Source organism: Mycobacterium sp. SM3041 (assembly GCF_039668335.1).
GTDB lineage: Bacteria > Actinomycetota > Actinomycetes > Mycobacteriales > Mycobacteriaceae > Mycobacterium.
On the sequence record NZ_JAYXBQ010000070.1, the window covers coordinates 1 to 13,451 of the forward strand.

General features: G+C 64.7%; 13 protein-coding genes. 5 read left to right on the plus strand and 8 right to left on the minus strand.

Annotated features, from left to right (window positions below):
• Positions 1-170: 170 nt before the first annotated feature.
• Together VXD91_RS22400 and VXD91_RS22405 are read right to left on the minus strand one after the other, a co-directional pair.
• On the minus strand, positions 171-899 hold the full coding sequence (locus VXD91_RS22400; protein WP_346416469.1) for an MBL fold metallo-hydrolase: 729 nt from the start codon (positions 897-899) through the stop codon (positions 171-173).
• Position 900: 1 nt separating this feature from the next.
• Positions 901-2,325: a PLP-dependent aminotransferase family protein gene (locus VXD91_RS22405; RefSeq protein WP_346416470.1), complete on the minus strand. Its 1,425-nt coding sequence runs from the start codon at positions 2,323-2,325 to the stop codon at positions 901-903.
• Between the two features lie 78 nt (positions 2,326-2,403).
• Here VXD91_RS22405 and VXD91_RS22410 point away from each other — a divergent pair, with 78 nt between their 5' ends.
• The 5 genes from VXD91_RS22410 to VXD91_RS22430 all read left to right on the plus strand — a co-directional run bounded on the left by VXD91_RS22410 (position 2,404) and on the right by VXD91_RS22430 (position 7,330).
• Positions 2,404-3,051 carry a pyridoxamine 5'-phosphate oxidase family protein gene (locus tag VXD91_RS22410; protein WP_133428480.1) on the plus strand — a complete coding sequence of 216 codons (648 nt, stop codon included), beginning with the start codon at positions 2,404-2,406 and terminating at the stop codon, positions 3,049-3,051.
• 191 nt (positions 3,052-3,242) lie between these two features.
• Positions 3,243-5,105, plus strand: coding sequence for a molecular chaperone DnaK (gene dnaK, locus VXD91_RS22415; protein WP_133428481.1), 1,863 nt, complete (start codon positions 3,243-3,245; stop codon positions 5,103-5,105).
• The gene (gene grpE / locus VXD91_RS22420) at positions 5,102-5,749 is read left to right on the plus strand and encodes a nucleotide exchange factor GrpE (RefSeq protein WP_133428482.1); all 648 of its coding nucleotides are present in this window, start codon (positions 5,102-5,104) and stop codon (positions 5,747-5,749) included. The genes dnaK and grpE overlap by 4 nt, the downstream gene beginning before the upstream one ends.
• A gap of 28 nt (positions 5,750-5,777) precedes the next feature.
• Positions 5,778-6,962: a molecular chaperone DnaJ gene (gene dnaJ / locus VXD91_RS22425; protein WP_133428483.1), complete on the plus strand. Its 1,185-nt coding sequence runs from the start codon at positions 5,778-5,780 to the stop codon at positions 6,960-6,962.
• Positions 6,959-7,330 carry a helix-turn-helix domain-containing protein gene (locus tag VXD91_RS22430; protein WP_318984677.1) on the plus strand — a complete coding sequence of 124 codons (372 nt, stop codon included), beginning with the start codon at positions 6,959-6,961 and terminating at the stop codon, positions 7,328-7,330. The genes dnaJ and VXD91_RS22430 overlap by 4 nt, the downstream gene beginning before the upstream one ends.
• Positions 7,331-7,341: 11 nt before the next feature.
• On the opposite strand, the gene VXD91_RS22435 is transcribed toward VXD91_RS22430, so the two are convergent.
• The 6 genes from VXD91_RS22435 to VXD91_RS22460 form a co-directional block, all read right to left on the minus strand.
• Positions 7,342-8,088: a hypothetical protein gene (locus VXD91_RS22435; protein WP_318984676.1), complete on the minus strand. Its 747-nt coding sequence runs from the start codon at positions 8,086-8,088 to the stop codon at positions 7,342-7,344.
• Positions 8,085-10,418, minus strand: a complete 2,334-nt coding sequence (locus VXD91_RS22440; protein ID WP_318984675.1) for a hypothetical protein — start codon at positions 10,416-10,418, stop codon at positions 8,085-8,087. Before VXD91_RS22440 ends, VXD91_RS22435 begins: the two co-directional genes overlap by 4 nt.
• A gap of 35 nt (positions 10,419-10,453) precedes the next feature.
• Positions 10,454-11,611, minus strand: coding sequence for a hypothetical protein (locus VXD91_RS22445; protein WP_318984674.1), 1,158 nt, complete (start codon positions 11,609-11,611; stop codon positions 10,454-10,456).
• The gene (locus VXD91_RS22450) at positions 11,608-12,459 is read right to left on the minus strand and encodes a hypothetical protein (RefSeq protein ID WP_318984673.1); all 852 of its coding nucleotides are present in this window, start codon (positions 12,457-12,459) and stop codon (positions 11,608-11,610) included. The genes VXD91_RS22445 and VXD91_RS22450 overlap by 4 nt, the downstream gene beginning before the upstream one ends.
• Positions 12,460-12,531: 72 nt before the next feature.
• The gene (locus VXD91_RS22455) at positions 12,532-12,822 is read right to left on the minus strand and encodes a WXG100 family type VII secretion target (protein WP_029120443.1); all 291 of its coding nucleotides are present in this window, start codon (positions 12,820-12,822) and stop codon (positions 12,532-12,534) included.
• A gap of 10 nt (positions 12,823-12,832) precedes the next feature.
• On the minus strand, positions 12,833-13,135 hold the full coding sequence (locus tag VXD91_RS22460; RefSeq protein WP_135357213.1) for a WXG100 family type VII secretion target: 303 nt from the start codon (positions 13,133-13,135) through the stop codon (positions 12,833-12,835).
• Positions 13,136-13,451 lie beyond the last annotated feature (316 nt).

The following is a 13,451-nucleotide window of genomic DNA, read 5'->3' on the forward strand; positions in this document are numbered from 1 at the left end:
GTGACCGAAGAACCGCCACGCACACCCACACGCGGTCACTGCATGCCCAAACGCAAACACACCCGCGCCCAAGAACGCCGACAACTCATCAACCAAGCCCGCACAGCCAACGAACAACGCATCGCCAACACGGCCGCGGCAGCAGAGCAGTGGGATGAACCCGCACCGTTTTAGGGAGCGCCTGCCATCGCGGCGTAGCCATCGGCCAGTGCTCGGAGCTGCGCCGCACCGTCCCCGCTGTAGGACGAACCGTGCATGAGGGCGAGCGTCGACGGATTCAACGCGGCGAGCTGCTCGAGTGTCGGGGCGAGGTTCGTCGTCAATCCGGTGGCGTGGAAGATGGCCTCCGCCTCGAGTGCCGGGACCACGCAATCGGATTCGGTCAGCGGTGGACAGTGTCCCGTGTGGGTGAACAGATCGCCGGCGAGCAGGGTGGAGGTCGTCTCGTCGAACCACAACCCCGCCTCCCAGTTGTGTGGAACGTGGGGTGTGGCAATGAATCTGAGTCGGTGGCCGCCGATGTCCAGCACGGTGTCCGGGGCGGCGACGGGTGGTCGGTCGCACATGTCGACCAGCGACAACATCAGGGCCAGCCCGCCGTGAACGACCTCGGCATGAGGCGCCGCGGCCAACATCAGGTTCATCGCGCCGCATTCGTCGGCCTCGAGGTGCCCGAACGAAATCCAGCGCAGCTTCGGCAGTGGCATGACTCGGCTGATGGCGTCCGAGACCAATGGGAACAGTTGTCGTTGGCCGCAGTGGAAGAGGAACGGCTCATCGCCGGTCAGCAGGAATTGGTTGAAGGTGAAGCCGTTTTCGGTGATGTCCGGAATCCAGGTGGAGAGCCGGAAGATGTCGGGGGCAATCTCGTCGACTGCCGTGTGCGGGTCGGCATTCATCTCACAATGGTGCGCCTTGGGCGAGAGCCGCCGCAGTGTAATCGGCGAAGCGCCTGGCGATCGCCCGGTCGATATGCGCGAAATTGACTGCGATGCCGTTGATCTCAGAGCCGGGCTGCTGCGGGAAATTCGACAATGGCGTGACGATGAGACCGTCGGCCTCAAGGGATGCGGCCACGTCGCGGTCGCGCCGGCCGGCGGGCAGCAGGATGGCGACGTGCAGCCCGGCCTGGACGCCGAGCACTTCGAGGTCGGGACAGCGTGCCTCGAGTTCGCTGATGAGAATGTCTCGGCGGCAACGGTATTCGCGGCCGGCCCGGGCCAGGTGCCGTTGCAGTTCCCCGGCGGTGATCAGTTCGGTGAGGGCGATGCGGGTGATTGTGGAGACCGCGATGCGGTGGTCGCGGAGGTAAGTCTGGACCGCGTCTTGCAGGGGGAGTGGCGGCACCAACCAGGCGGCGCCGAGGCTCGGCGCGAGCATCTTGGAGGCGGTGCCGACGTAGGCGACGTGTTCGCCGGCGCCGGGAATCGACCGGATGGCGGGCAATGGCGCGACGCCGTAGCGGAACTCCCCGTCGTAGTCGTCTTCGATGACGATCGAGCCGGTGCGCTTGGCCCACGCGACGAGCTCGGCCCGGCGATTCACCGAGAGCCGGTGCCCGAGGGGGTACTGGTGAGCCGGTGTGGTGTAGACGATGCCGGCGTCGTCGCCGAGCCTGTCGACGCAGAGGCCGTCTTGGTCGACGGGAACGAAGACCGGCTGCAGGCCGGCGCGGGTGAATTCTTCCGCTGCGGCGGGGTAGCAGGGCGACTCGAGATAACAGCGGGTGAGGCCACTCACGGCCGCCAGAGTCTGGAAGGCTGCGGTCGATCCCGGAATGTCGAAAACCGTGTCGGTGTCGACACCCCGATTGGTGCGCAGGTGGCGGGACATGGCGGTGGTGAAGGCATCGTCGGTGTCTTGCCATGGCGAGAGCATCGTCGGTTGGGCAGACGCGGCGGCCCGCCACGCGCGGGTCCAGGCCCGCATGTCGATGAGTCCGGTGTCGGGGGTGCCGGGGCGCAGATCGACGACACCGGTGGGGTACACAGCGGCATGCGGTGCCGGCGCGACGTTCGCCGTCTCCAGGCGGGGCGCGCGACTGGACAGCCCGGCGCGGGCAGCTGCCGTGGCGCCGACGGTCGTCCGGGTCCCAGCGCCGGGCACGCCTTCGAGGAACCCGGCCGCGACCAGTTCGTCATAGGCGGCGGCGACCATCGTCCGCGAGGCCCCGAGCTCGTGTGCGAGCGTTCGCGTCGACGGCAGCCAGTCGCCGTCGCCGACCTGCCCAGCGGCGATCAGCGCCACCAGCTGGCTCGCGACGGCCCTGGCGCTGAGGTCGGTGGTGTCGAGAGGTAGATGTACCGCCCGGGTGTGCCGCGCCACTCGGTCAGAATACTGGCCTGCTGGAAATGAGCAATTCTGGCTATTTTGGCAAGGCCGCAATCATGGTGATCTGGACTCATGGAAAAGGTCACCCGTAAGTACGGTCGTCAGTCCACGGCGCGCGCCGCTCTCGAGGAGTTCCTCGATGGGCAGTGGTGGGGCGTGCTCAGCATCGGCGACGTGGCTCGGCCGAACGGCAAGGTCCGGCCGCTTGCGGTGCCGACGCTGTACGTCCGTCACGGCGACCGGATTCTCATCCACGGGTCGACCGGCGCGGGTGCGCTGGGGACGAAGGGGGCGGGTGCGCAGGTCGCCTTCTGTGTGACGGCCATGGACGCGCTTGTGGTGGCGCACAGCACTTTTGACTCCTCGGTGTACTACCGATCGGCGGTGCTGTACGGCGAGGTGGAACCCGCACGCCGGGAGGATCGGGCGGCCTTGCTCGAGCGCTTCAGTGAGTTGCTGATCCCCGGCCGTACCGCCGAGGTGCGCGCGATGCTGCCGAAGGAGATCGCGGCGACCAACGTCATCTCCCTGCCGATCGTCGACGGCGACTGGGTGTACAAGGTCAACGGCGGTCCGCTGGCCGAACCGGAGGAGGAAACCGACGCCTGGGCGGGCATCGTGCCGTTCTCCGTCTCTTATGGCGAGCCGCAGCGGGCGGAGTGGTCGACGGCCGAACTGCCGGACTCGGTGCGGGCCATGGTCGCAAAAGCGCCAGCCTGACCTGCGTCAACAGGCGCGGACGGACATTTTTGGGGAATCGGGAATAGATCGCCAACCACCCAGGTTGGACCGACCGACAAGAAGTTGAGTGCAACAGACTCAAGTATGGCTTGACAGACGACCCCGTCCGATAGCAAGCTTGAGCGCAGTTCGCTCAGATCACCCATCAATGTCTATCAGGAGGCATCACTATGGCTCGTGCGGTCGGTATCGACCTCGGGACCACCAACTCTTGCGTCGCGGTGCTGGAGGGCGGCGACCCCGTCGTCGTTGCAAACTCTGAGGGCTCCCGGACCACCCCGTCGGTCGTCGCGTTCGCGCGTAACGGCGAGGTGCTGGTCGGTCAGCCCGCCAAGAACCAGGCCGTGACCAACGTCGACCGGACCGTCCGTTCGGTGAAGCGCCACATCGGCACCGACTGGACCATCGACATCGACGGCAAGAAGTACACCTCGCAGGAGATCAGCGCGCGCACGCTGCAGAAGCTGAAGCGCGACGCGGAGGCGTACCTCGGTGAGGACATCACCGACGCCGTCATCACAGTCCCGGCGTACTTCAACGACGCTCAGCGTCAGGCCACCAAGGAAGCCGGCCAGATCGCCGGCCTGAACGTGCTCCGCATCGTCAACGAGCCGACCGCGGCCGCCCTGGCCTACGGCCTGGACAAGGGCGAGAAGGAACAGACCATCCTGGTCTTCGACCTCGGTGGTGGCACCTTCGACGTCTCGCTGCTGGAAATCGGCGAGGGCGTCGTCGAGGTCAAGGCGACCTCCGGTGACAACCACCTCGGTGGTGACGACTGGGACCAGCGCATCGTCGACTGGCTCGTGGAGAAGTTCAAGGGCACCAGCGGCATCGACCTGACCAAGGACAAGATGGCCATGCAGCGTCTGCGTGAGGCTGCCGAGAAGGCCAAGATCGAACTGAGCTCGAGCCAGAGCACGTCGATCAACCTGCCGTACATCACGGTCGACGCCGACAAGAACCCGCTGTTCCTCGACGAGCAGCTGACCCGCTCGGAGTTCCAGCGCATCACCCAGGATCTGCTGGACCGCACCCGTAAGCCGTTCCAGCAGGTCATCAAGGACGCCGGCATCTCGGTCTCCGACATCGACCACGTGGTCCTCGTCGGTGGCTCGACCCGTATGCCCGCCGTCACCGAGCTGGTCAAGGAACTGACCGGTGGCAAGGAGCCCAACAAGGGCGTCAACCCGGACGAGGTCGTCGCCGTCGGCGCCGCGCTGCAGGCCGGTGTGCTCAAGGGTGAGGTGAAGGACGTTCTGCTGCTTGACGTCACCCCGCTGTCCCTCGGTATCGAGACCAAGGGTGGCGTGATGACCAAGCTGATCGAGCGCAACACCACCATCCCGACCAAGCGGTCCGAGACCTTCACCACGGCCGACGACAACCAGCCGTCGGTGCAGATTCAGGTCTTCCAGGGCGAGCGTGAGATCGCCGCGCACAACAAGCTGCTCGGCAGCTTCGAGCTGACCGGCATCCCGCCGGCCCCGCGCGGTGTGCCGCAGATCGAGGTCACCTTCGACATCGACGTCAACGGCATCGTGCACGTGACCGCCAAGGACAAGGGCACGGGCAAGGAGAACACGATCAAGATCCAGGAAGGCTCCGGCCTGTCCCAGGAGGAGATCGACCGGATGATCAAGGACGCCGAGGCGCACGCCGAAGAGGACAAGAAGCGTCGCGAAGAGGCCGACGTCCGCAACCAGGCCGAGTCGCTCGTCTACCAGACGGAGAAGTTCGTCAAGGACCAGCGTGAAGCCGAGGGCGGCTCGAAGGTCCCCGAGGAGACGCTGACCAAGGTCGACGGTGCCATCGCCGAGGCCAAGACCGCGCTCGCCGGCACCGACATCGCCGCCATCAAGACGGCCATGGAGAAGCTGGGCGTCGAGAGCCAGGCCCTGGGCCAGGCGATCTACGAGGCCACTCAGGCCGAGCAGGCCGCCGGCGCCGGTGCGGGTGCTCCGGGTGGCGCCGCCGCAGATGACAACGTCGTGGACGCCGAGGTTGTCGAGGACGATCAGGAGAACAAGTGAGCCAGGACGATTCGCACGAGCCGGTGACCATCACCGACAAGCGGCGCATCGACCCGGAAACCGGCGAACCGCGTGAGGGCGCTCCGGCGTCGGCCCCTGAGGGGTCGGCGCCGGGTTCCCCGGCCACTGGTCAAGGTGGCGAGGCCGCGGAGGCTCCGGTGACCGACGAAGCCGCCGAGCTGAAAGCAGACCTGCAGCGGCTGAAGGCCGAGTACGACAACTACCGCAAGCGGTCGGTCCGTCAGGAGCAGGCCGCGGCCGAGCGGGCCAAAGCGGTTGTCGTGCACCAGTTCTTGCCGGTGCTCGACGACCTCGAGCGGGCCCGCGCCCACGGCGATCTGGAGTCCGGACCGCTGAAGTCGGTGGCGGACAAGCTTTCCGGTGCGCTGGAGGGCCTGGGGCTGACGTCGTTCGGCGCCGAGGGCGACGCGTTCGACCCCTCGCTGCACGAGGCCGTTCAGCACGAGGGCGACGGCTCCAACCCGGTGCTGGGCACCGTCATGCGTCGCGGCTACAAGCTCGGTGAGCAGGTGCTGCGGCACGCGTTGGTCGGTGTCGTCGACGCCGAACCCGCAGCTGATGCGCCCGACACGCCCGCCAATACCGACGCTGCGACCGAACAGAAATCAGAATCAAACGAGTAACCGAGCGACGCTGAGGAGGTGACGCGACATGGCTCAACGTGAATGGGTCGAGAAGGACTTCTACAAGGAACTCGGCGTCACCTCTGACGCCACCAAGGATGAGATCAAGCGCGCCGCGCGCAAGGTGCTTGCCGACAACCATCCGGACCGCAATCCGAACAACCCCGCGGCCGAGGAACGCTACAAAGCGGCGACCGAGGCCAAGGAGATCCTGACCGACGACACCAAGCGTGCCGAATACGACGAAACCCGGCGGCTTTTCGCCAACGGTGGATTCGGCCGCCGGTTCAGCGGCGGCGGAGGCGGTTTCGGAGGTTTCAGCGGCGACGCGTCGGAGTTCAACCTGGGCGACCTGTTCGACCAGGCGGGGCAGACCGGCGGCGCCAACATCGGTGACCTGTTCGGCGGCCTGTTCGGCCGGGGCGCGCAGCAGCCGCGCCCCAGCCGTCCGCGCCGCGGCAACGACCTGGAAACCGAAACCGAGCTGAGCTTCCTGGAAGCGACCAAGGGCGTGGCCATGCCGCTGCGCCTGACCAGCCCGGCACCCTGCACAAACTGCCACGGCAGTGGCGCGCGCCCGGGCACCAGCCCGAAGGTGTGCCCCAACTGCAACGGCGCCGGCGTCATCAACCGCAACCAGGGTGCGTTCGGCTTCTCGGAGCCGTGCACCGAATGCCGCGGCACGGGCTCGATCATCGAGCACCCGTGTGACGAGTGCAAAGGCACCGGCGTCTCCACCCGGACGCGCACCATCAACGTGCGCATCCCTCCGGGTGTCACCGACGGTCAGCGCATCCGGCTGGCCGGGCAGGGCGAAGCGGGTCTACGCGGGGCGCCCTCGGGCGACCTGTATGTCACCGTGCACGTCCGGCCCGACAAGGTGTTCGGCCGTGACGGCGACGATCTCACCGTCACCGTTCCGGTGAGCTTCCATGAATTGGCATTGGGGACAACGCTTTCCGTGCCGACGCTGGAAGGCAAGGTTGGCGTCAGGGTGCCCAAGGGCACGTCCGACGGCCGCATCCTGCGCGTGCGTGGGCGCGGTGTGCCCAAGCGCGGCAGCGACGGCGGTCATGGCGACCTGCTGGTCACCGTCAAGGTGGCTGTGCCGCCGAACCTCGAGGGTGAAGCGGCGGAGGCGCTTGAGGCGTACGCAAAAGCAGAGCGGGCCAGTGGATTTGATCCGCGGGCCGGTTGGGCGGGGTCGCTATGAGTGCCCGGCGTAAGACAGAGGAAGCGCGGACCTTCCTGATTTCGGTGGCCGCCGAGCTGGCCGGTATGCACGCACAGACGTTGCGGACATACGACCGGCTCGGCCTGGTCAGCCCCCAACGCACCTCGGGCGGCGGTCGGCGCTATTCGCAGCACGACGTCGACCTGCTGCGCGAGGTGCAGCGCCTGTCCCAGGACGAAGGCGTCAACCTGGCCGGCATCAAGCGCATCATCGAGCTGACCAATCAGGTCGAGGCGTTGCAGGCCCGGCTCGCGGAGGTGACCGCCGAACTCGAACGCGTCCGCAAGCCCAGCACGGCGCTGGTGCTGTGGGAACCGCGGCGGCGGGGGAGTTCGCAGCGGAGCTGAACCTCAACGGTTCAACGGGTCTGGCGGTCCACCTCGTCAGGTGTGTAGAAGAACTCGCGGTCGTCGTCACGGTCGTCGAACATGCCGGCTTGTTCCAAGAGGTTGAAAAACACTCGATAGAGCCGACGGTAAATCACGAGTTCTTGATCGATAAGCGCTGCCACCCAGGGGTTGTGCTCGGGTGTGGCAGCCAGCCCGCCGACGCAATCGAATTGCACCCGAAGAGGAATCTGGTCGCGGTGGGTTGTGAAAATTTCGCCAGCGGCAAGCAATACCCCGTAGAACGGGTCGTTCGACAGCGGTGGGATAGGGCCAAAATCGACGTCCAAGAACGCAAATGTGGCGCGTCTGATGCAGTCGGCAGACGCGATGGTGACGCGGCTCAGGTCCTTGTTGTCAGCCGCGGCGACGACGTCGACAGTTACGTTGAACCAGGACCGCTGCCGCCGCCAATGACCGAGAATGCGCTGGACCCATTCTCCGATCTCTGGCGCACCGCGCTCGAACAGCTTTAGGGCGTGCCGGTCGATCGACTCGATCGTGGCGTCCGCATCGATGTTCAGAACCCATGGTTCATGTAGATGTGCGATTCGCTCAACTACCTCACGACTGCCAGCACCGATCGCAGACGCGCGGCTAGCATCGTCGCCTTTTGCGATCGCCGACAGCAGCTGGATGTCCATGTGCCGATAGAGCTCTGGGAAAACCTCGAACGGCCGGACCGCGGTACGTTCCCATCCGTCGCTGTGGTCGCTCACGCTTGAACACTGCCAAGAACAGGATTCGTGGCGTCCTGGCAGATCGACGAAACGTGCTGCCAGTAAATCCAATCCGACATTGCCTCGCGCTGTGCGGCCACATGTGGGGCGGTGTACGCCTTGTACAGCTCGATGCTCTGCATGTGGTCGGCGTAAGCGATGAGCTTGGTCAGATGATCGATCGGACCATTGGTGCCGGTGGTGCGCAGTAGCGGCTTGATGGTCTCTACCCAGAGCTTCATCGTCTGCTTGGCGTCGGGTGGGGCATCCTGCACCGGTCGAGGCGGCAGCGCCTCGTACAGCGTGACGTCAGACCATTCCTCCAGTCGCGCAGCGGCTTCCGGCGCGATCACCTGCAGCCGTGACCGACCTTGCATGGTGCCATCGGCGGGAATGTCATCAGGTGCCAACTCTTCGGCATGCATGCTCGACTTGTAGGGCTTCACCTCGTCAGGCGTGCCGATGATCGCGCGAAGCGTCTTGCCGTGGAACTGCGCCCAGCCTTGTAATGCGAGGAACGGAACATTCACCCAGCGGCCTCGCTCAGCTGGCGAGATTGCCTCATCCGCACTGACCAGCGTCACCTGCCCCGGGAGCTTCACCCCGTCAGGGATGTAGCCGATCCCGTACGAGTTGGCCGCCAGTATCTGCCCCTCGGACGTGACACCGACCGCCCACACAAACTGATAGCTCGCCGCCGGAATAGACGGCGGCGCATGCAATGCCGCGGAAATGCGCCGAGCGATCTCGATATCTGCGTCGGTGTTTCCTGCCGACTTACGTTGCAGCAGGCCGGCTTTGGCGGCCGCTGCCATGGCGTCGCGCTCTGCGCGCGCCGGGCTGACCGGGATCGGCGCGGCCGCGGCAGCAGCTTGCTGGTTGTTCGTACCGGCCGCGGCGACACCTGGGCCTGTTGGTCCGACGGGGCCGCCCTGTCCGGGTTGTGCAACCGGTGCCGCCGGAGAAGGCGTCGGAGCAGGGCCCAACGGTGCTGCAGGCGCGGCCGGTGTTGCAGGCGCTGGCCCGCCGACGGAACCGCCACCGCCCGCCGCCGACGCGGCGCCGACGGGAGCGGCACTCGTCCCGGACGTGCCGCCAGCTGCGCCAGTCGGGGTTGCCGGCGGCGGCGTGGTGGGTTGTTGCGTCGCCGGTTGGGCTGCCGCCAGCGGTTGCGAAGTGTTACCCGCGCCGCTCTGCAGACCCTGGCCGAACTGCTGCAATCCCTGCTGCAGTGGATTGTTCGGTTGGCCGCCCGGTGCCTGGGCTCCGGTCGGCTGGCCAGTGGGATTGCCCGACTGGGGTGTACCGGAGCCGCTGGTGGTGCTGCCGAGACCACCCCCGGAAGCGCTGCCTCCAGTGCTCGTGCTTGCGGTCGGCGTGCCTCCACCGCCACCACCACTCGTAGTTCTGGTCGTGGCCGCTGGAGGGAGACCGACGACGTTGTTTGAGGTGCCACCGAGGTTTTGCGAGTTCGCCGTTTGTGTGCCGCCGGGTGTTCCTACGGGGTTCGACGGCTGATTGAGTACCCCGTCGTTGCCGGATTTCGGGAAATCTGCTGGTTGGGATGTCGCTGGTGCGGGAATAGGGGTGGTTTTCGGAACCTCGCGCGGCACTTGGTTGAGTTCGCCCGTGTTGCCAGATTTGGACGGTTGCGGAGCTTGCGATGATGCTGGCGCTGAAGTACCTGTGGGCGGTGTTGGCGTGGTGTTATTTGTCGGAGTTGGCTGCGGCGCTTGGTTGAGTTCGCCTGTGTTTCCGGACTTAGGCGCATTCGGCGGGGTTGACGGCCCGCCGCCGATCGGGGCAACAACGCCAGTGGGTGGCCCGCTTGGTAAGCCAGCCGCTAACAGTTGGTTCCCACTCAACTGAGGCTTGAACGTCTGAGGTGACGTGACTGCGTTGGCTGCTGATTCTATGACCCGAACATTCGCTTGCAGGCACTGGGCTTTCTTGTCGCGGACCTTGGTTTCATAGTCGGGGTCATCTTGAGAAAGTTTAGAAATGTAATCGAGCGCTGCCGAAACATTGTTGGTTACTGATGTCTTTGCGCCGACGACGGTCTGGGATAGTTCGTAGTTCCAGTTGGTCGCGGCGGTAAGTAGATTCTGCAACTCCGTAAAGTTCTGAATCAGGGTATTGCCTTTTTGATTGCCTGCGCCGGCTGCGTCGCCCGACCAGGCCCCTCCTCCGTACTTGAACGTATCTTTGTGTGTGCGGTCCCAAGGAGTGAGCCCTCGATTGACGAGGTTGTTCAGGGCGCTGAGGCAGTCTTGTGCGACCTGGTAGAAGCGACTCTCGCTTGCGTCGGTCCAGCCACCAGGATCTAGCATCCCGTCGGCACCGCTCGGCCGTGGTATGTCACCCATTACTTCGCCTCAGCCGCCTGGCATGCGTATTTGATAATGCCGGGTGAACGCAGAAAAACCATGTAGAGATTTATGTCTGCCGGAATGTAAGTGGGTAGCCCTTGAATGAAGGCACGCCCGTATTGGACGGCTAGCATCCCAAAGTCTTCGATGGTCGAATTTGACGCCTGGCGTGCAAGCTGTTCGTATGAATCGACGGCGCGGGCTAGTAAGGGCTTTACGGCGTCGTTCTGTGACTTATCCTCGGCTGACCAGTTGCCAGCCGAGATATTTGAATCAACTTTGAGCCAACTCATAAACACCGGATTAGTGGTCAGCTCGGCGGCTGCCCGGTTCCAATCGTTGCATTGTGAATCGGGAGTTCGGACGAATTGCTGTGGATTATCGACGCTGTTCGTTGTTGTTGGGTGTCGTGGCTGATCCGGCTTCGCAACGAGCGGCCCACGAGTCGCAGCTGATCCTGAACTTATTGCAGTGCAAATACTATTAATTACTGACGCAGTGGTTGCTGCGGTTCCCAGGATATTGTTGTCGGCTTCAGTGTAGGTTGGGATGTGGTCAACAAAAAGCCGAGTGTATGCGATGTATTGTTCGTAGAGTTCGCGTAGCACTCGGTGGGGCGTAAGCTTAGCGAGCGGCACTGTCTGGTCGGCGGCCGTGCGCATGGCATCCCCGACCGCCTTATATACAGACTGCGTTTCAGGAGTCCACGCGCTGGCGGGGAGTGAAACGTCGCGCTGTTGCCAGCCGTTCTTTTCCGCATCGCCAACTATGTTGTTGACGGGCAACCATGGCGCACAAGACGGATCTTCAGTAATCACCGAAACAGGTCCAGTGTCGTTAGCGCTAGCGATGTCGGATTTCGAACCCGATGATGGCGTACCACCGTCGCCACCGTTGTTGGAACCATTGCCACCCGCGCATGACACCGCCACCACGGCGGTGACCGCGATGACAGCGATCAGGGCAATAGCACCGAGGACCCACTTCAGTGGGCCCTTCTTCTGAGGGGCGGGCGCGGGACTCGGCCACTGCTGTTGTGGGTTCCACTGCCCCTGCGGACCCGGCCCCTGTTGTCCACCGGGGTAGCCCTGCCAGTTTCCGGGCTGCTGCGGAGGCTGAGCACCCCACGGGCCGGACTGCGGTGGCTGGGTCACAGTTGTTCCTCCACATTGGGTCGGGTCGGTGCGGCGTGTCGTGGTGCAGACGAGGACGGGGGGACGGGGGGAGCGCTTGAACCGTGGATCGGCGCTGCAGCATGCTTGCCCTCGACCGGAGCCTTCGGCTGCGCTTTCTCGGACTGCGCCTGCGACTTGTCTTTGTCGTCTGCCGACTTCTTTTCTTCGTCGGCTTTCTTGTCGTCAGCAGCTTTCTGCGCAGCGTCTTCTGGCTTGTCCTTGTCGGACTCGCCCTTCTTGCCAGCCATTTGGCCGATCTGCTGGCCCACTTGCTGGGCCATCTGCATCGCCGCTTGCGGGATTGCTCCCGCTGCCTGGGCCATCTGCATAGGCATCTGCAGCATCTGGCCGCCCACCTGGCCGAGCTGGCTCAGCTGGCTCATCGGATCCCCGCCGGCACTTGGCGCGCCTGGTGCGGCCGCGGACGTTGCGCCAGCTTTGGCCGAATTGGCGGCGCCGCCGGGTGAGCCCGCTCCGCCGCCACCGCCTGGCACGCCACCGCCGCCACCGCCGGACCCTGGGCCCGCCGGATCATCGATCTTTTGTTTCAGCACGTCTGCCGCGGCCTGTTGATCAGTCGTCGCGTAGGTGGACGCCGCGTCTTTGATATTCGCTGCATAGGCTGCGGTCTCGGTTTTCAGCTTGGGCAAGCCGGTCGTTATCGGGTCCGCGAACTTTGGGGCATTGGTCGCCGCGGCAGACGACAGCGCATCTGCAGCGGGCGGAATGTAGAAAGCCGGAGCAGCCGGCACTGCGTCAGACGCTGCTTGAAACGCTTGACCAGCAGCCGCGAGTTGGGTCGTATCAACCTTCAACGTAGGCGTCATCTGCTGTCCGCCCTGCGATGCGCCCCCAGCGGACGGTGACTACTCGACACCGAATTCCCCTCCCTGCGTCGGTCAGCCGAACTTGCCCTTGAGCTTCCCCTCGGCGGATTCCATCGAATCATGACCGCCCTGGATGGCGCCGATCAGCTTGTTCAAGGCTTCCAGCGCAGCGTCGGCCTTCTCACCCCACGAACGCTCGGCAGCTTGCCACCCCTCACGAGCGGTGCCGTGCCAGATGTCGCTGCTGACCATCTGAATCCGAGCGCGCTCCTCGGCCAGAACGTCGTTCAACCGCTTGTGCTCATCCTTGAGGTCGCCGACCGTCTGCTCGATCTTCGCAAAGTGCCACTCTTGCTCGGCCATTGATGTCCCCCTACAGGTGCATTGCTTGGGTCAGGCCTGAGGCGGCGTTGGTGTCGGTCGAGTCGTAGGCCGCAACCGCGGAGTGCAGCTTTTCGGTAATGCCGTGTTGCTCGGTGCGCAGTGCGGCCATCGCCTTCTGATAGCTGCTCAGAGCCGCCGCGACGGCTTTGCCCGTGTCGCCCTTCAGTGCCTCACCGAATGAGTCGATGGCGTGCCCGACCGTCTTCTCATGCGACTCGAGATGACCGATAGTCTCCTCGAGTTTCGCCACCTGATGCCGCAGCATCTCTGTGTCGACCTTGACTACGTCCACGCCGCCCCCTTCACACGACAACCCCGGACCGATTTTACGCCGGGGCGGTTATCAGTCGTCCCAACAAGGATAGTGGGCCGGAAGAGCGGTTACCTGCACCAAAAGTGTGGGCAGATCGTGCGAGGCGCGTGGCTTCGCTGACTTTTCGAGTGGCGCGTCATGACCCCGATAGGATTGGGCTGTCGTCGACAGCACAAGTTTGCGCTTGACGCTGACTGCGGCCCGACATCCATCTGAAGCAGATACCCAGATACCTAGAGCGATTCTTGCCAGTGGCCTCGACTGATCCTGCACCGAGATTGTGGGTGTCCGAAGA

What these genes read in the sequence shown, in the direction of transcription:
- VXD91_RS22440 (WP_318984675.1), bottom strand. Translation starts at nt 10,418, where the DNA reads ATGCTAGATCCTGGTGGCTGGACCGACGCAAGCGAGAGTCGCTTCTAC.
- VXD91_RS22410 (WP_133428480.1), top strand. Translation starts at nt 2,404, where the DNA reads ATGGAAAAGGTCACCCGTAAGTACGGTCGTCAGTCCACGGCGCGCGCC.
- VXD91_RS22430 (WP_318984677.1), top strand. Translation starts at nt 6,959, where the DNA reads ATGAGTGCCCGGCGTAAGACAGAGGAAGCGCGGACCTTCCTGATTTCG.
- VXD91_RS22455 (WP_029120443.1), bottom strand. Translation starts at nt 12,822, where the DNA reads ATGGCCGAGCAAGAGTGGCACTTTGCGAAGATCGAGCAGACGGTCGGC.
- VXD91_RS22400 (WP_346416469.1), bottom strand. Translation starts at nt 899, where the DNA reads ATGAATGCCGACCCGCACACGGCAGTCGACGAGATTGCCCCCGACATC.
- dnaK (WP_133428481.1), top strand. Translation starts at nt 3,243, where the DNA reads ATGGCTCGTGCGGTCGGTATCGACCTCGGGACCACCAACTCTTGCGTC.
- VXD91_RS22450 (WP_318984673.1), bottom strand. Translation starts at nt 12,459, where the DNA reads ATGACGCCTACGTTGAAGGTTGATACGACCCAACTCGCGGCTGCTGGT.
- dnaJ (WP_133428483.1), top strand. Translation starts at nt 5,778, where the DNA reads ATGGCTCAACGTGAATGGGTCGAGAAGGACTTCTACAAGGAACTCGGC.